Source organism: uncultured Hymenobacter sp. (assembly GCF_964242765.1).
Lineage (GTDB): Bacteria > Bacteroidota > Bacteroidia > Cytophagales > Hymenobacteraceae > Hymenobacter.
The window spans coordinates 112,988-130,480 of sequence record NZ_CAXTBM010000007.1 but is presented as its reverse complement, the minus strand read 5'-3'; the positions used below and the strand labels follow the sequence as shown (position 1 = coordinate 130,480).

The window sequence follows — 17,493 nt, the reverse complement described above, 5'->3', positions numbered from 1 at the left end:
TGGACGACGGTATGAATACAAAACAGATGTGCTAAACAATCCCGAGGCTGCTGCTCAACTCTGCGATGTAGCTAACTGTGTGATTCACTTTTATGACGAGTTTAACATTCGTCATAATCCAGCTGGCTATCCGTCTGTTCTATTACAGGCTACTGCTCAACAAGAAATCTTCCCAATTCCAGTCGATGATGACCCCCTCGCCTATGTCACCCAGTTTTGAAGGCCTGTACCACGAGGTCATCCGAGACCATTCTGCTATGTGGGATTTTAAATTCCGGGGAGCAACACTGGAGATTATTACTCCTTTTTCCACTACTAGCAACAAGTTTGTTTCGGTTTTTCTGACAGAACGAAGCAGTGATTTTATTGTCACAGATGGAGGCTATCTACATTTGGCAGAGTATGTAGAAAATGAAAATGTTCAACAAAGCCGATGCTATAACCAAGCACTTAGTCATTATGAAGCACATTATAAAGTTCAGCGTGTATTAGATAGATATGACAAATTGATTTTTTATATAAAAACTTCGAATAGAGCGCTTGTAACTTCGCTTATTCACGACATGGCCAGCTTTATAACTGGCATTGTGAACGCGCAGCAAATGACTTTGGAGGTTGACCAAGAGGCCGTAACGAGAGAAAGATTTGCTAAAAACGCTGGCTCATTCTTACTCGAAGTATTTCCTGGCCGGGAAATAAAATGGGGACAGAAATTGCGCCGTGGTGATAATATTACATTCAGCGCGGGAATTTATCGAGGATCTAATATAAGCTTAGTTCAATTCATAACAGGATCAAATACATACCACTTTGCTAGTAGCATGGCAAAAGCAACTGTTAATTTTTTAGCAGTTAGAGGAAGCGCGTTAGAGCCAAGTGTAAGGCACAAATTAAGCTTAATCGATACGAACGCTAATGGCTATAGAGATGGCGGCAATACTTCTGTCATAAATCTTTTGCGAGGAGCTAGTGAGATTGTGCCTTGGGAGGAGCGCAGCAGTATTGTTGAGCTTGTGGAAGAGGGTTAATCATACATGCCAACAGCAGCACGATGCCGCGCAAGGTGAAGTTCGCAGAGGCTAAGAAACAACAACGCCGGCCCTGTAGCGGGTGTTATTCTAAATAGAATTTCTATGTCGGAAAAAGAAAAACCAGCAAATACTTCCAAGCCTAAATGCGGGATTATAATGCCTATCAGTGCATCAGAAGGCTACTCAGAAGAGCATTGGCAAGATGTATTACAAGTGATTCAGGATGCAGCAGATAGTGCGGGCTTTGAAGCTAACTTGGTAAGCGCAAATGGCAAAGCTGACATAATTCATTCAACAATTATAAATAATATATTTCATAATGAGATAGTTGTATGTGATGTAAGCGATATGAACCCTAATGTCATGATTGAATTAGGATTAAGATTTGCAGCTAAAAAACCTGTAATAATTATTTTCGATTCAGAGAAAAAATATCCGTTCGATATAGGTCAGCTACGTTACTATAATTATGGAAGAAACCTTAGATATTCTGCTTTGGTTAAATTTAAAAATGAATTAGCGGAACTTATTGATTCTGTTTATAAAGATGATTCAGTAGGTAGGTATCGCCCTTATCTATCTTACTTTACTGAAGTGACAATTAACCCTGCTACTATACCTACCGAACAAGTAAGCGTAGTCGAGGCGTTAGAAGAGCTTAAAAAAGAGGTTGTAGAGATTAAATCGTTTCAAACAAATTATGAATCAGATTATATAGCAGCACGTAGGCCTACACAGTCTATAGATTTTCGCGCCTACGAATTAGATAAATTAAAGGATGTCATTCTGAAAGTGATAAATGATAAAGACGACGTAAATGGTTTTAAGGATTTTTTAATTAAGCACAAAACAAGTGATACTGAGGCTCAATTATTATTAATACACACAGCTGTTATACCTTATATTAAGGAAAATAATCCAAATCCTGTGATAAAATATGGATTAGGACTATATGATAAAATGTCGGCGGAAAGGCAGAAAAGCTATGTAAAAAAAGTTATGAGTTCCTTTTATGAATTAGAGTTTTGAATCAATTTATACAGGGTTTTACATCTTCCCTGGTAAGGGACAAGTTGTCAAATGTCTAATGCCTGCGACCTTCAAGATAACTTTAGCTGCCAGTGCGGACGCGGACGGTCTATATGATGTACGACTGCGCATCACGGTAAACCGGGTAGTTCGTTTCACCAACACGGGGGTAGCAGTTGCCGAGAAGCACTGGAATCCCAAGGCTACACTCGACAAGGAGAACTGGATCAAGTCCAGCCACCGAGAGTGCACCCAGTATAATAAGGAGTTGCTGGCGTGGTACAACCGGGCCCGCAAGCTAGCGCAAGTACATCCCACTTGGTCTGCGGATCAACTCAAGGCGACGCTTCGCAATGGCGACCTTGACCCGAGCGCCCCAGACTTCTTTACTTTTTGCCGCCGGCGTCTACTCGAGGAGCAGCAATTAATCGACGAGGCGTATAAGAAAGGGGTGGAGTCACCCGGCTGGAGCCAGGGCACGATTGATTCCCGCACGCCCATAGTCGACAAGCTAGAGACCTGGTACCAACGCGAGTGCCATAGCCCCACGCCGGTCCCGCTGCCTATTCCACTCATCACGGAGGAGCTCCTTAAAAAGTATGAGCGCTACCTGCTCACCGAGTTGGGCAACGCCGGCACCACCACCGTTAAGAACCTGAAGACGCTACATAGCTTTATTCGGGAAGCTATCAAGAAGCGGTTGCTCACGCCCGATAAAGACCCGATGGCGTTATACGAGTATCCGGAAGCCAAGCCCAAACGGGTATGGATGGATAAGCAAGAAGTAGACAACTTTGAAACGGTAGTGCTCGCCAAGGAGCGGCACCTGGCCCGGGCCGTGTATTACTTGCAGTATTATTTACACGGCTCCCGCATCGGGGTAATTCTGCGGCTGAAGTGGAAAGACCGAGCAAACGGCCGGGTGCGGTTCGTAATGGACAAGGGCGGCCGGCTCAAGGAAGTGGAAGAGACGCCCGAGCTAGCCCAGTTACTCGACTCCTTCCGCCCGGCCGATGGGAGCAAGCCCAGTCCGGACGCTTATATCTTACCCTACTTGCCGGCGGACTTCGAGCGGCTGCATCCCCGCGACCAGTTGGAGCTCACCAAGCAGATGACGTCTAAGATTAATGCTAATCTGAAGCGGGCGGCCAAGCAGTACGGCATCGAAAAGAAGCTCAGCTCGCACGTGGCCCGGCGCACGCTAGCCACACTAGCTGACCGCACTTTGAAAGGCGACTTGCGCGGCGTGGGCAGCTTGCTGGGCCACACGAACACCCGCACCACGCAGCTCTATTTACAGCAGATGGATACCTACGCCGTGGACGAGCACGCCCGGCAGGTGTACCAAGCATTGAGTACAACACCAGTACAACAAGTGCCGGACACGGGGCGGCAAGCGCTGTCGAAGTCGGTAGCTGAAAACCCAGTTGATGATGCCGCTTAGGCACTTTTCGTCTGCCTTTGTCCGGAAGTACGGGTTCGCCCGTCACCTCTTTTCTGTTTTCCGCTTACTGAGTGCCCCGGTTGATTAGCCCCAGCCGGGGCAAATTTTTTACGGACCGACTTCAAACAAGGAAGGGACCTGCTGCATTGCAGCGGGTCCTTTCCTTGTTTGGCGGTGGCCTGATCGTGTAACGCTTGCAATGAAGGGTTTAGGCCTTGTTGATTGGAAAAATGTGGGCGGAGTTGTTCGGGAATAGCTTTGAATAAAAACGAGCAATAAAGGCTGAAAGGAAGGCTATGATGGCTTTGCAGGCTCAAATCCCTACATTTAGCTTCCGCGTACAACGCGCTTAACTCGCCTTCCACCACTTGCTATCATGAAGATTATTGACCTACGCGCTATGCGCGGACCCAGCTACTGGTCCGTTAAACATTACAAGTTGATTGTAATGAAAGTGGACCTCGAAGAATTTGCCGACCATTGGTCGAATGCTGTTCCAGAGCTAGCTGATCGACTCACTGAACTGATGCCAGAGCTTGGCAAGCCACACGCCTCCTTCGAATCGCAGAAACATGCCGCTAAGCATCCGCCCCTAACACAGGAGCAATTAGCCGCTGGGGAGCCACTGGGCCATGTTATTCAGCACGTGGCGTTGGAATTGCAGCGGCAGGCCGGCATGCCCGTGCATTGGGGGAAGTCGTATCCGGCGCGCGAAGAAGGTGTGGAGTTTGTAGTGTTCAGCTACCAGGAAGAGCGTGCCGGTCGGCGCGCCGCCGAAGCTGCCGTAGAAATAGTGGAAGCGCTTTGCAACAAGGAAACGGTGGATTTAGCGCCAATCATTGCGGAGTTACACGAAATCCGGGAACAAGAGTTTATTGGTCCGAGCACCTGGAGCATTGTATCGGAGGCGGCCTCGCGCGATATTCCCTACATCCAACTTAAGAATAGCGGCATCATCCAACTCGGGTACGGCGTAAATCAAAAGCGCATTTGGGCCACTACTACTAGCTATACCTCACACGCGGGCGTGGAAATAGCGGGTAATAAGAACCGCACAAAAGCCATGCTCGACGATGCGGGCGTGCTAGTGCCACAAGGAACTACCGTGTATTCGGAAGACGGATTGCGCGACGCCATTGAAGACTACGGCTTCCCCCTCGTGACTAAACCGCTCGACGGCAACCACGGCAAAGGCGTCACCATTCGTATCATGAATTGGGAAGATGCGGTGGAAGGTCTGAAAATGGCCCAGGCCTATTCCAAGGCCGTGATTGTAGAGCAATTTATTGAGGGCGCAGATTTCCGGTTATTGGTCGTGAATGGCAAGTTGGTGGCCGCTGCCAAACGCACACCAGCCGCTGTGGTTGGCGACGGACAGCACACCATCCAGGAACTCATCGACGAAGTAAACAAAGACCCCCGGCGCGGGGTAGGGCACGAAAAGGTGCTTACTAGCATCAAGGCCGACAAGCACACAATGGACATCCTGAGAGGGATGAAACTCACCCTGGAGTCGGTGCTGCCAGCAGGCGAAATGGTCTACCTGAAGAGCACCGCCAATATCAGCACTGGCGGCACGGCTACCGATGTTACCGACTTGATGCATCCCTACAATGTACTGCTTGCCGAGCGCGTCGCGGGCATTGTAGGACTCGATATTTGCGGCATCGACTTGATGACAACGGATATTGCGGTGCCCTTAAATGAAACGCGCGGCGCAGTAATTGAAGTGAATGCCGCGCCCGGTTTTCGGATGCACATCTCGCCAGCCGAAGGTCTGCCTCGCAACGTAGCCGAGCCGGTTGTGGATATGTTGTTTCCACCTGGCTGCAATTCCCGCATTCCAATCATTGCTATTACGGGCACCAACGGCAAAACCACCACCACCCGGCTAATTGCGCACATGGTGGCCTCCAAGGGATATAAAGTAGGCTTCACTACCACGGACGGTATCTACATTCAGGGCCGGCAATTACAAAAAGGCGACTGCACGGGTGGGGTCAGTGCCGAGTTCGTGTTGAAAGACCCAACCATCAACTATGCGGTGCTGGAAACAGCCCGCGGCGGGATGCTACGTTCAGGTTTAGGATTCCACACCTGCGACATTGCGGTAGTCACCAACGTGGCCGCCGACCACCTCGGCATGCGCGACATTCATACGGTCGAGGAAATGGCCGCGGTGAAAGGCGTGCTTCCTCGCACAGTACGCAAAACCGGCTGGGCTATTCTTAATGCCGATGACAACCTGGTATATGCCATGCGCGAAAAGCTGGAATGCCGCGTAGCACTATTTAGTATGGACGAAAACAATCCCCGCATTCTCGACCATGTAGAGGCAGGCGGGGTAGCGGCCGTGTATGAGGAAGGCTACGTAACTATTTACAAGAACAGCTACAAACTGCGCATCGACCGGGCCGCCGAGTTTCCAGTAACCTTCGGCGGCCGCGCTACCTTCAATATCGAAAACAGCTTGGCTACTGCTTTGACGGGATACCTAGCGGGCTTTGAGCGTGAAGACATCAAGATTGCCTTGCGCACCTTTGTGCCATCGGCCAGCAAGACGCCAGGCCGCATGAACGTGTTTAAGTTTCCGACTTTCGAGGTGATTGTCGACTATGCGCACAACACCCACGGTATCGAGAAATTCGCCGAGTTTCTGAACGCCACCCAAGCCACTCGTAAAATCGGAATGGTATCGGGGCTAGGCGACCGGCGCGAGGAAGATACACTAAGCTTCGCGCGGGTGGCCGGCCGCATTTTCGACGAGGTAATCCTGCGCCAAGACCGCGACTTGCGGGGCAAGACCGCCGAATTTCTCAAGGAAATCATGACCCGCGGCCTGCGGCTTGATAAGCCCGAACTACCCATCAACTACATCGAAAACGAGCTAGAAGCAGTTGATTATGTGATGGCCAATGCTCCACAAGGTTCGGTGGTCGTGCTCTTCACCGAGAACATAACGGCCGTGCTGAAGAAGCTGGAAGAATACGAATCACAAGCCTAACTCAAGCACTTGGGCTGCAAGCAAGCAGTCGGTAGAAAGCAGCACGAATTTCTGATTTCGCATAGATTCTAGTAGCACCAACGAAAGAAAAGGGCCACCTCAAACGAGGTGGCCCTTTTCTTTTTATAATGTTAAACGGAGTGGAATTGCGCTATCTACCCCATTTACATCTATACTTTATTTCAGCGTGAAAGAAGTCTTGCCTATCATCACGCCGCCTTCATACAGCTCTACCGTGTGTTGCCCTGTTTTGTAAGGAGCACCTTTCGCGTATAGAAACTGAACGGGCTGGCGGGTGTTGTCGAATACGAGGTCCTGCTTGGCCGTGTAAAAAGCCTCAGAGCCGTCTACCATGAACGTGCCACCGCCGGTGCTCAAGTTGTAAAGGGCAGCGCCGTCGGGCTCAATCAGGCGCAGCATAATCTGCTTGGTTTCTTTGGGCGAAACGTCGTTGCGAGCCAAATTAAAAGTGATTTTTACTTTTTCAACACGCTTCGCTTTGAACTCGTTGTCGTCGTCGTCTTTTTCCTTGTCGCGCGAGTTTAGTACACCAATGCGGATGTTTTCGGCTTGTAAGCGCGATGCCACGGCCACTTTCTCGCTCAACTCCTGGTTGGAGCGGGCAATGGTGGTGATGGTATCGGTGAGCTTGTTTTGGCGGTCCTTGAGCGTAGTGGTTTCCGTGTACAGGGCCTCGTTGTCTGCCTTGAGCTGAGCAATTTCTTCGTCCTTCTTACGAAGCTGCGACTCGAAGTTGATAGCGCGCTGCTTGAAGCGCTGCTGCTCCTTGATGGAGAAACTACCAGCTTTAAAAGAGCGAAGCTTAAGCAAATCGGCATTCACGGAAGCAATTTTAGCTTCCAACGAATCGTTCGACAAACCCATCGACTGGACTTCCTGGCTCTGCCGCTCGAAATCGGCTTTCAGCGTTTCGTACTGTTTGATCTGCTCTTGCAGCTTGGAATCTTTCTCGGTTACCTGGGTAGTGAGTTGCTCGTTTTCCTCGGTCTTCTGCCGGTTCATCCAATACAGGACGCCATTAATGCCGAGTAGCACCAGCGCTAGAGCAGCGATAAGTAGAAAGCGACTGTTGTTCCGGGGGGTGGGGCTGTGATCTTGTTCCATTGCAAGCAGGGTTAAGTAAGAGTCGGACGCGCCGGTAGTGTGGTATCTTTGTCCGCAAACAAACGAAATTTTACAACAATCTAACTTCAGTCAAGTAAAATCAGACGGTGAAAGGTACGAGGTCTATATGAAACCTACCATCCAACTCAATGAAGCCTATTGGAGCGGACGCTACGCGGCCAACCAAACTGGCTGGGATGCCGGCGCTATAACACCGCCCCTGCGCGACTATTTCGACCAGCTAGGCCCCGCCGACCACCAGCGTTTTCTCGTGCCAGGCGCCGGACGGGCCTATGAAGCTGAATATCTTCACGAGAAAGGATTCCCAAATGTGTTTGTAGCAGATATTGCCCTTGAAGCCTTGCAGGCGCTTCAGCAGCGAGTGCCAGCGTTTCCGGCAGCTCATCTGCTCCACCGAAATTTCTTCGAGCTCCAGCCTTCCCCACCGTTCGATATGCTGGTGGAGCAAACTTTCTTTTGTGCCCTCGATCCTGCCTTGCGCCCGGCTTATGCTGAACAGTGCGCTCGTTTGTTGCGCCCGGGCGGCACCTTGGTGGGCTTATTATTCGAAACCGACTTTGGCGATTCGCCGGAGCCTCCATTTGGTGGCACCAGGGAAGAATATCGAGCGTACTTCGATCCATATTTCAATTTTGCGCATTTCGAAACGGCTTATAATTCGCTTCGGCCGCGGCAAGGCAGGGAATTATTCATTTGTTTGAAAAAGAAAGCTGCGGTGCGGCATAAGTAGGATAAGTGGACCACAATAGCTTGTAGTATTGCCGCTTACTTGTGCTGCAAACACGAAGTGTAAACTGGTATGCACTCGGCGCATGCTGGTGGTTGCGCTAAAGACATTGACGCTGTTTATCAACCAAGTCCAAGAAGTGCGTCTCTGCTACCTTTGACTTTCCGAACTAGCTTAGGCCGACCGGCACAAGCCAATGTGTTTGCTACACTTTCCTTCTTATGCTTGAACTCCTCGCCAACACCCTGCCGCACTTCCGCAATACCAATTCCGGCCAGTTTTTTCTGATGGCTGGCCCCTGCGTGATTGAAGGGGAAGATATGGCTCTGCGCATTGCCGAGAAAGTGCGCCACATCACCGATAAGCTTCAGATTCCTTACATCTTCAAGGGTTCTTACCGCAAAGCCAACCGCTCCCGCCTTGATTCATTCACCGGCATCGGCGACGAAAAGGCCTTGCAGATTCTAGCGAAAGTTGGCCGCGAAATAGGAGTGCCCACCGTCACCGATATTCACGAATCGGGAGAGGCGGCGCTGGCAGCGGAGTACGTGAATGTGCTGCAAATTCCGGCGTTTCTGTGCCGGCAGACTGATTTGCTGATTGCCGCCGCCGAAACAGGCAAAGTGGTAAACATCAAGAAAGGACAGTTTCTAAACGGGGAAGCCATGCAGTTCGCCGTCGATAAAGTGCGGCAGTCCGGCAACCAACACGTCATCCTCACCGACCGGGGCAACTCGTTTGGCTATTCCGACCTCGTGGTAGATTTTCGCAATTTGCCCGCCATGCGCGACTTTGGGGTGCCCGTGGTGATGGATGTGACGCATTCTTTGCAGCGTCCCAATCAAAGTAGCGGCGTCACCGGCGGCCAGCCAGCCCTTATCGAGACTATTGCCAAAGCGGCTATTGCCGTCGGAGCTGATGGTCTGTTCATTGAAACGCACCCCACACCAGCCACCGCCAAATCGGACGGAGCCAACATGCTGGCCTTGGATAAGCTGGAAGAGTTGCTGGTGAAACTCACGCGGATACGCGAGGCAGTAAAGTAACGCCAAGTTGGAGCTTCGCTTGGTGTTACTTCATGCCGATAATTGCTTCACCCGGTTTAGCATCTTATCTAGCACGTTGTTGAAGCGCAACCGGAAGTGCTGCCGAGGTTGGTTGCGACGGAAGAATACCAGGCCAACAAAAAACAGGTCAATGGTTAAGCGAACTTCTGGATGCTGACGAATCGTGTTCCAGGCACGTTCCATTTCAGCGGACCAATGAATGTCGTCGAGCACGAATACGCTCTGCTCCGTGCGATGAGCTACGCACAAATTGAAATAGCGCAGAGTTGGCTCGTAGCGGTGGTTGCCGTCGAAGAAGGCGAAGTCGAGGGGGACGTTTAGAGCGGCCAGGGCAGGAGCAAGGGTTTGGTCGAGGTTGCCTTCAATCAGCTCGATGTTGCGCAGGTGCAGGGCCCGAAACGTTTCGCGGGCTATTTGCGCCGTGTTGGGGCAGCCTTCGAAAGTAAGCACGCGGCTGCGCGAATCAGCAGCCGCTAGGTAAGCTGTGGTGAGGCCGAGGGAGGTGCCCAACTCCAGAATAGTTCGAGGCCTGAAATAATTGACCAGCCGAAAAAGCAATTGTGCCAGCTTGGAGGGCTTCGCAGCAGTACGGGCTATGTCGCCCACCCGGCGCTGCCGGCCCGCACCCGTGTGCGAACCAGCCCCAAAGTCGCGGACTTCTATGAACTGCTGGCTTTGTAGCAACTCGCGCCGCCGGGCTTCAATGTCGTTGAAAGCCGAAAACTGCCCGTCGTGCTGAATAATTTGGTTGTACAGCTCAAAAACAAACGGGGAATGCAGCCCATGCGCATTCCCCGAGCGAAAAAAAAATTGAACGTAGCGAAAAGCCTGGAAAAGCAAGTTGCTAAAGGGTTGAATGGCTGAATGGTTAACTAGCTGGTCGTTCAACGAAAAAGCAGAACGACCAGCTAGTTAACCATTCAGCCATTCAACTCTTCATTGAAATTAATTCAGGCGGTAAGGCACGACAAGGGTGAACTCCGGAATTTCCACCGTGAAAACACTTCCATCAGCTAAGCGCTCCATTTCGTAGGTGCCGCGCATCTTGCCTAACCCAGATTTTAGGTTGCAGCCCGATACATACTGGTGTGCCTCACCGGGCTCCAAGACGGGCTGCTGACCTACTACGCCTTCGCCCTCCACCTCGCGTACTACGCCGTTGGCGTCGTAGATATACCAGTGGCGCCGTAGCAGCTTCACGGTGTACTCACCATTGTTGCGAATATCAATTTTATAGGCAAACACGTAGTGTTCCTGGCCGGGGCTCGAATAGTCGGGCAAATAGTTCGTCGTGACGCTCACGGTAACGCCCTGCGTGGTGGTCGTATTCATGATTACTGTGCGGTGTGGGTGAGACTAACAGCCGAGGCCGGAAATTGGTTTATGTACGCAGCCGGAGCTAACCATGGTCCGCTCAATCCGCAATATTTCTTTCCAACGTATGAATGTAAAGATAGAAGAGAGTTGGCGCAAGGTATTACAGCCAGAATTTGAGAAACCATATTTTCAACATTTAATTGCTTTTGTGCGGGGCGAGTATGCTACGGCTACGGTGTACCCGCCAGGGCCACAAATTTTTCACGCCTTTGATGCCTGTCCGTTTGAGGCATTGAAGGTGGTAATTCTTGGCCAAGACCCCTACCACGGTAAAGGCCAAGCACATGGCTTAAGTTTTTCAGTGGCGGAAGACAAACGCACGCCTCCATCTCTGCAAAATATTTTCAAGGAGTTGCAGGATGATTTGCCAGGTACGCCGCCGGCTCCCAATGGCAACCTCGACCGATGGGCGCAACAAGGCGTTTTGCTGCTCAATGCCACGCTTACCGTGCGCGCGGCCGAGCCTGGCAGCCACCAAAAGAAAGGCTGGGAGCAGTTCACTGATGCCGTCATTCAAACCATTTCCGAGCAAAAGCAAAACGCCGTCTTTATTTTGTGGGGAGCTTATGCTCAAAAGAAAGCCGAGCTTATCGATGAGCGCAAACACCTCGTTCTTAAAGCCGCGCACCCTTCCCCTTATGCTGCCGACCGCGGATTTTTCGGCTCTCGTCCCTTCAGCAAAACCAACGCTTACCTTCAAGAGCATGACCTGAAGCCTATTGTTTGGTAAGGTTCTGCCTTCAGAAAGAGTAAGCACTTTCTGAAGGCGATGAAAACTCTGCCGCCAACTTCAATAAAAAGGGCTTGCCATTTGGCAAGCCCTTTTTATTGAAGCTAATTGCTGAAAGCCATAGGCTAGTGGATGGTGTTGAAGAGGCGGCTCCAACGGATCTTGTGGAAGAAATCGGCGTATGGATCAACCGACATCCAGATCAGAACGGCTTTGCCGACGATGTGGTCTTCAGGAACAAAGCCCCAGTAGCGCGAGTCAAGCGAGTCGTGGCGGTTGTCGCCCATCATGAAGTAGTAGTTCTGCTTGAAGGTGTAGCTCTTCATCGGTTGACCATTCTGAGTCAACACACCATTCACCATCGTCACCCCCTCATTGTGCTCGTACCGCATAATGATTTTCTGGTAGATAGGCGTATTCTGCGGCGTGAGCTGTACTGTTTGTCCTTCTTTGGGCAGTTGTAGCGGTCCGTAGTTGTCTTTGTTCCAGTTGTTGATGGGCTGCGGCGTGCTCTGCGGATAATCCGGATTGTTGGGAAAAACATCGGGTTCTGCCTGACCGGGCGTGGCTTTGTCTTGCACCACCGCCTTTACATACGGCTGCTTGCGGAAAAAATCCGCCGTGGCCGACGTAGCATCAATCATGAAGGTAGGCTCCTGCATTCCGTAGAGAGGCTCCGGCTGGCCATCCGGGCGGTTGAAGTTGGTGACGCCTTGCAACTGAAACGCCTTTTTTAGGTCGTCGTTGGGCTGGGGTACTTGCAGGAAATAGCGGTTTTGGCTTTGTGGTGGATTCACCATTGGCTTGCCATTGATGAACACCTGCGTATCCTTGATTTCCAACACGTCACCGGCAATAGCCACGCAACGCTTGATGTAGTTGGTGCGCAAGTCGGCGGGGTGCTGGCTCTCGAAAGGCACGTTGAACACCACCACGTCGCCGCTTTTCACCTCCGAGAAGCCCGGCAGGCGGTAGCTCGGTAGCTGTATGGCGTCGGAGTAGCTTTTGAGGCCAGTACCCCAAAGGGTTTGGTGCGTGAGCGGAATTTGCAGCGGCGTTTGGGGAGTACGCGGTCCGTAATGCAGCTTGCTCACAAAGAGATAGTCGCCTACCAGCAGCGAATCTTCCATCGAAGGCGTCGGGATAGTATAGGCCTCAAAAGTAGCCCAACGAATAAGGGTGGCGGCCACTACGGCAAACAGGATGGCATCCCCCCATTCCCGAAAGAAGCTTTTCTTTTTTTCGATAGGCTTAGGCGTGGAAGCCGCTTTCATGCGTTGTTCCCAGGACTGTTGTACGGCCATAGCAAGAATGAAAAATCAGGTAGAGCCCAGCTAGGCCAGGCAGTAAGTTAAAGTCGGAATATCCGAAGAAATTAGGGGTGTATGGCTATGTATTTAAACGTTGACCGACTTGCACTTCACAAATAGGTCGTAATAACCAATCAGTTAACAGTTCAACCAGCCAGCCGTTCAAATACCCAATAAATCCTTCATGCCAAATACGCCTTGGTGCCCGGGCAGCCACTCGGCCGCCAATAAGGCGCCGTCCACAAATCCGTCACGGGTATGGGCCTCGTGCTTGAGTTCCAAGGTATCGGCTTCGGAAGTGTACGTCACAATGTGGGTGCCCACCACTGAGCCGGTCCTCTCGCTGAGCACCGCCAGCTCATTGGAAGTTTGCGCAGCCTCGTTGCGCCAGGTGGTTTTGCTCGGAAAATGGCGCAGAATAGCTTCTGCCGCCGTGAGGGCCGTGCCGCTAGGCTGGTCTACCTTCTGGGTATGATGAATCTCGCGTACCTGCACATCGTACCCACCAAACTGATGCATTTTGGTGGAGATATATTCGTTGAAGTGAAAGAACAGGTTCACGCCCACGCTGTAATTGGAGGCATAAAACAGAGAGCCATCATTGGTCTGGCACAGTTTTACAGCCTCCTGAAAATGGTGGAGCCAGCCCGTAGAGCCACACACCACGGGCAATCCTTGGCGCAAACAAGCTTGCACGTTGGCAAAGGCAGCATCGGGGTGCGTAAATTCTATGGCTACATCGGCAGTAGTAGTATCGAAGTCGGCAATGCTGGCTTCGGGGTAAACAGGGTCGATGACACCAACAATTTGGTGGCCCCGCGCCACAGCGCGGGCCTCGATAGCGCGGCCCATTTTGCCGTAGCCAATCAACAGAAGCTTCATTTCGTGAGGTACTAGGTTCTGGTTGCTGCTTTCCAGTTGTCGTGCCAAGAGACTAGTCGAATAGCAACTAGAAATCAGCAGCGAGCAACCAGAAGCTCATTTAAATGTGAGAGTGAGGCCGATACCCGGCGTGACAGCCGCCGTAGGCATGCGCAGCATTGTCGGCTCCCAACGCAAACTCAAATCGTCGCTGATGTCGAAGTCGCGCAGATGAGCATCCACCACGGCATCGAGTATTTGCACTCCATAAGCCAGGGCAACATACGCTATAAACACGTCACGCTGCCGCCGGTAATCGTTGATGCCTCGCTGAATTTGGGAATTGTTATACTCTCTAGTAAGCTCATTAGTATCCGGAATGCCATTATTACGATTATCCTTCGCCTTTACAAAGGTCTTATACCGATATTGATAGAATAGCTCGCCATAAAGAGTGCCACCCACAGCGCCGTATACTAACGGTAATTTCCACCAACGTCGGTTATATATCTGTCCGGCGCCCGGCAGCAGCGCCGAGAGCAGACCAGCTTTGGAGGGCTTAGTCATCTTTAAGCCGAATAGTGTAGCCGTGCGGCGCACCGAGTCGGGTACTACCGGTGTGTTTACCTGCGCCGAATCTGGCCCCGCCGTAACGACCGTGGTGCGGGCGGGCGGGGTGGTTTGGGCACGTACTTGCTGCGCTAGTGGCAGAGCCAATAGGAGAAGCGTAGCAGCCAGGTGTCGGAAGCAGAATAGGAGTTTCATAATGGGGAGCCAAGGCGAGTCAACGAAAACCGAATCGATAACGCTGACGGATGAAGGCTAGTCTGTTGAAATGCAGCTCGATGTTGATATCTCACTTTCAATCGCCAAGCACTTAGGCGGGTTGCAGGATATGGAGAATACGCTGCATGTCTTCCACCGAGTCGAAAGCAATTTTGATTTCGCCACGGCCTTGCGGGCCGGGTTTCACCATTACCCGGCTTCCAAACCGCTCGGTCAGGTGGCGTTCGGTGCGGCGCAGTTCTGCTACTGGTACTTGTCCGGCCACTTCTTGCGCAGGTTTGGTGGCTGCTGCTCCTGATTTCTCCACTGGGTTCAGGCCGGCCCGCACCAACTGCTCTACGCGTCGCACCGATAGTTCTTCGGCTAGGATGCGGTGAAATAATGCGAGTTGCTGCTCGGGGTTCTCGATGTTGATGAGAGCCCGGGCATGGCCCATGCTGATGGCCGTGTCGCGCAAGCCAATCTGGATATCGGGCGGAAGCTTAAGCAGGCGCAGATAGTTGGTGACAGTCGAGCGATTTTTGCCGACCCGGTCGCCGAGTTCTTCCTGCTTGAGGTTACACTCACTTACCAGCCGCTGGTAGCTCAGCGCAATTTCAATGGCGTTGAGGTTTTCGCGCTGGATGTTCTCGATGAGGGCCATTTCCAGCATTTGCTGGTCATCAGCCTTCCGAATATAAGCCGGAATGGTATCGAGGCCCGCAATTTTGGAAGCCTGCAAACGACGCTCTCCGCTGATGAGCTGGTAAGCGTTAGTGCCCGTTTGGCGGACCGTTACGGGCTGAATAATGCCCTGAATCTTGATGCTTTCGGCCAACTCATGCAGCGCATCTTGGTCGAAGTGGGTGCGCGGCTGGTAGGGATTGGCCTCAATCTGGCCCACTGGAATCAGCCCAACCGAATTCATAGGATGCGGCACGAGGCCTACCCGGTCGCCCTTTTTCTCGTAGCTACCCTCAATTAAGGCGTTCAGGCCGCGGCCTAGACCACCGACTTTGCGCTTCACTGCCGGGGCGGACGGCGTAGCTGGAATAGCTCTCTCTTCTTGCTTGTCTGACATACCTACAATCGGCTTTTTCGCAATGGCGCGGGAAAAGCAGGATCCAAAAATACACAAACGCCTGGGAAGGCTAGATAATTTTGTTCCACGATCAGTAAATAATCGTGGAACACTCCAGGTAAGAGCCAGGGAAGAGCAGGATAGGGAAGCGCGAGGGCTATTCGGCTTTTTTAGCTTCTGGAGTTGCAGGCACTAAAACAAAAACGGCCAGCAGATTTCTGCTAGCCGCTCGCATTATGCTTGTTCTCTCTAAGCGGCCGCGTCCTCAGCAGCTTCAGAGGTGCCAGCGGCTTCCACATTCTTCTCCACAATTTCGCGAGCCAAGTTGAGGTAGCTGATGCTGCCTTTGCTTTCGGCGTCGTGCAGAATAACTGGGATGCCGAAGCTTGGCGACTCGCTTAGCTTCACGTTGCGCGGGATGATGGTATCGAAAACGAGTTGCTGGAAGTGCAGCTTCACTTCTTCTACTACCTGATTGCTAAGGCGCAGACGTACATCATACATCGTAAGCAAGATGCCCTCGATTTCGAGGTCGGTGTTCAGGCGGCTCTGAATGATTTTTACGGTGTTCAGCAGCTTGCCCAGGCCTTCAAGAGCGAAATATTCGCACTGCACCGGGATGATAACGGAGTGCGCGGCCGTGAGGGCGTTTACCGTAATCAAACCCAAGCTTGGCGAGCAGTCGATGATGATGAAGTCGTACTGATCGGCTAGAGGGCGCAGGGCGTCCTTCATCTTCTCCTCCCGGTTGGGCAGATTGATCATCTCCACTTCCGCCCCCACCAAATCGATGTGGGAGGGCATGAGGTCGAGGTGGGGCAGTACGTTGGTATGCAGCACGATGTCCTGGGCGTTGATGCCGTCCACCATGCACTCGTAGATGCTGTTTTCGATGTCCTTGGGGTCGAAGCCGACGCCAGAAGTAGCGTTAGCCTGCGGGTCGGCGTCCACGAGGAGCGTCCGGTACTCCAAAGCCGCCAGACTGGCCGCCAAGTTGATAGCCGAAGTGGTTTTGCCCACCCCGCCTTTCTGATTGGCTACCGCAATGATTTTTCCCATGAGGGGGCTTGATTAAGGGCTAAATAGCTGAATGGTTGAATTGCTATCTTAGGAAGTGGCGAGTTCTGCGACGGCCCTTGGTGGAGCCGGCAACCATCTAACAAGTAAGCTATTCAGCCATTAAACTTACAAATTAATGGTTTCACCAATTTTAAGAAGCAGCAGTTCTTTGCCAGCTTGCGTGGCTTTTTGCTTGGCAACTTCCTGATCGATAGTGATGGGCGGGAAGGTATCGTAGTGCATCCCAATAATCTTGCTTGCGCCAGTCCAGTTGGCGGCTATCAGCGCGTCGTCGATGCCCATCGTGAAGTTGTCGCCGATAGGCAGCAGGGCAAAGTCGAGCTTGTGTAGCTCGCCGATAAGCTTCATGTCGTAGGTGAGGGCGGTGTCGCCGGCATAGTAAAAGGTTTTGCCTTCGGCTTCCACCACAAAACCAGCGGCTACACCACCGTAGGAGCCGTCGGGCATGGAGCTGGAATGCAAAGCGGCCACCATTTTCACCGTGCCAAAAGGCAGCGACACTTTACCACCGATGTTCATGGCGTAGTTGGCTTTGAGGCCTTTTTGACCAAACCAACCCACTACCTCCGCCATGCCTACTACTTCGGCCCCCGTGCGCTTGCCAATAGCTTCGGCATCGGCTACGTGGTCGGCGTGGCCGTGGCTGAGCAGAATGAACTGGGCGTCAATCTGGTCGATGGCAACGTCTTTGGCTAGCGGGTTCGGACTGATGAAGGGGTCGAAAAGCACTTTGCTGCCGCCGGTTTCGAGAAGGAAGCAGGAGTGACCGTAGTACGTAAGTTGCATAAGGAGAAGAAAGTGGCTGGCCAGACGTGAAACGCAACAGCCAGACAGGGTACCT

Annotated in this window: 17 protein-coding genes; 8 read left to right on the top strand and 9 right to left on the bottom strand. The window is 51.9% G+C overall.

All coding sequences use genetic code 11. The annotated features are described in order from the left end of the window. From ACFE7X_RS04795 to cphA, 5 genes are all read left to right on the top strand, one after another. A partial coding sequence (locus ACFE7X_RS04795) for a hypothetical protein (protein ID WP_375434526.1) occupies nucleotides 1-220 on the top strand: 220 nt, incomplete at its 5' end. Nucleotides 221-257: 37 nt separating this feature from the next. Beyond that, on the top strand, nucleotides 258-1,028 hold the full coding sequence (locus ACFE7X_RS04790) for a hypothetical protein (protein WP_375434525.1): 771 nt from the start codon (nucleotides 258-260) through the stop codon (nucleotides 1,026-1,028). 105 nt (nucleotides 1,029-1,133) lie between these two features. Next, nucleotides 1,134-2,060 (top strand): hypothetical protein, encoded by a 927-nt coding sequence (locus ACFE7X_RS04785; RefSeq protein WP_375434524.1) that lies wholly within the window; start codon nucleotides 1,134-1,136, stop codon nucleotides 2,058-2,060. A gap of 58 nt (nucleotides 2,061-2,118) precedes the next feature. Next, nucleotides 2,119-3,504 carry a tyrosine-type recombinase/integrase gene (locus ACFE7X_RS04780; RefSeq protein WP_375434523.1) on the top strand — a complete coding sequence of 462 codons (1,386 nt, stop codon included), beginning with the start codon at nucleotides 2,119-2,121 and terminating at the stop codon, nucleotides 3,502-3,504. A 376-nt stretch (nucleotides 3,505-3,880) separates the two neighbouring features. Then, nucleotides 3,881-6,508: a cyanophycin synthetase gene (gene cphA, locus ACFE7X_RS04775; RefSeq protein WP_375434522.1), complete on the top strand. Its 2,628-nt coding sequence runs from the start codon at nucleotides 3,881-3,883 to the stop codon at nucleotides 6,506-6,508. Nucleotides 6,509-6,685: 177 nt separating this feature from the next. Here the strand turns inward: cphA and ACFE7X_RS04770 are convergent, their stop codons facing one another. Then, the gene (locus tag ACFE7X_RS04770) at nucleotides 6,686-7,633 is read right to left on the bottom strand and encodes a hypothetical protein (RefSeq protein ID WP_375434521.1); all 948 of its coding nucleotides are present in this window, start codon (nucleotides 7,631-7,633) and stop codon (nucleotides 6,686-6,688) included. Nucleotides 7,634-7,760: 127 nt separating this feature from the next. Here ACFE7X_RS04770 and ACFE7X_RS04765 point away from each other — a divergent pair, with 127 nt between their 5' ends. Further along, nucleotides 7,761-8,384, top strand: a complete 624-nt coding sequence (locus ACFE7X_RS04765) for a methyltransferase domain-containing protein (protein WP_375434520.1) — start codon at nucleotides 7,761-7,763, stop codon at nucleotides 8,382-8,384. Nucleotides 8,385-8,602: 218 nt separating this feature from the next. Beyond that, the gene (gene kdsA / locus ACFE7X_RS04760) at nucleotides 8,603-9,427 is read left to right on the top strand and encodes a 3-deoxy-8-phosphooctulonate synthase (RefSeq protein ID WP_375434519.1); all 825 of its coding nucleotides are present in this window, start codon (nucleotides 8,603-8,605) and stop codon (nucleotides 9,425-9,427) included. Nucleotides 9,428-9,457: 30 nt separating this feature from the next. Here the strand turns inward: kdsA and ACFE7X_RS04755 are convergent, their stop codons facing one another. Next, nucleotides 9,458-10,288 carry an O-methyltransferase gene (locus tag ACFE7X_RS04755; RefSeq protein ID WP_375434518.1) on the bottom strand — a complete coding sequence of 277 codons (831 nt, stop codon included), beginning with the start codon at nucleotides 10,286-10,288 and terminating at the stop codon, nucleotides 9,458-9,460. Between the two features lie 105 nt (nucleotides 10,289-10,393). Continuing rightward, nucleotides 10,394-10,780, bottom strand: coding sequence for a Co2+/Mg2+ efflux protein ApaG (gene apaG / locus ACFE7X_RS04750; RefSeq protein ID WP_243796718.1), 387 nt, complete (start codon nucleotides 10,778-10,780; stop codon nucleotides 10,394-10,396). Between the two features lie 109 nt (nucleotides 10,781-10,889). Here apaG and ACFE7X_RS04745 point away from each other — a divergent pair, with 109 nt between their 5' ends. Further along, a complete protein-coding gene (locus tag ACFE7X_RS04745; protein WP_375434517.1) occupies nucleotides 10,890-11,555 on the top strand; it encodes a uracil-DNA glycosylase in 666 nt (221 codons plus the stop codon). A gap of 125 nt (nucleotides 11,556-11,680) precedes the next feature. On the opposite strand, the gene lepB is transcribed toward ACFE7X_RS04745, so the two are convergent. The 6 genes from lepB to ACFE7X_RS04715 form a co-directional block, all read right to left on the bottom strand. Then, a complete protein-coding gene (gene lepB, locus ACFE7X_RS04740; protein ID WP_375434516.1) occupies nucleotides 11,681-12,859 on the bottom strand; it encodes a signal peptidase I in 1,179 nt (392 codons plus the stop codon). 168 nt (nucleotides 12,860-13,027) lie between these two features. Continuing rightward, nucleotides 13,028-13,747 (bottom strand): 4-hydroxy-tetrahydrodipicolinate reductase, encoded by a 720-nt coding sequence (gene dapB / locus ACFE7X_RS04735; protein ID WP_375434515.1) that lies wholly within the window; start codon nucleotides 13,745-13,747, stop codon nucleotides 13,028-13,030. Nucleotides 13,748-13,843: 96 nt separating this feature from the next. Next, the gene (locus ACFE7X_RS04730) at nucleotides 13,844-14,491 is read right to left on the bottom strand and encodes a DUF5683 domain-containing protein (RefSeq protein ID WP_375434514.1); all 648 of its coding nucleotides are present in this window, start codon (nucleotides 14,489-14,491) and stop codon (nucleotides 13,844-13,846) included. Between the two features lie 112 nt (nucleotides 14,492-14,603). Next, nucleotides 14,604-15,572 carry a ParB/RepB/Spo0J family partition protein gene (locus ACFE7X_RS04725; protein WP_375434513.1) on the bottom strand — a complete coding sequence of 323 codons (969 nt, stop codon included), beginning with the start codon at nucleotides 15,570-15,572 and terminating at the stop codon, nucleotides 14,604-14,606. Nucleotides 15,573-15,821: 249 nt separating this feature from the next. Beyond that, complete coding sequence (locus ACFE7X_RS04720; protein ID WP_375434512.1) at nucleotides 15,822-16,631, bottom strand: ParA family protein; 810 nt, start codon at nucleotides 16,629-16,631, stop codon at nucleotides 15,822-15,824. Nucleotides 16,632-16,757: 126 nt separating this feature from the next. Next, nucleotides 16,758-17,438, bottom strand: coding sequence for a metal-dependent hydrolase (locus ACFE7X_RS04715; protein WP_375434511.1), 681 nt, complete (start codon nucleotides 17,436-17,438; stop codon nucleotides 16,758-16,760). Nucleotides 17,439-17,493: the final 55 nt, after the last annotated feature.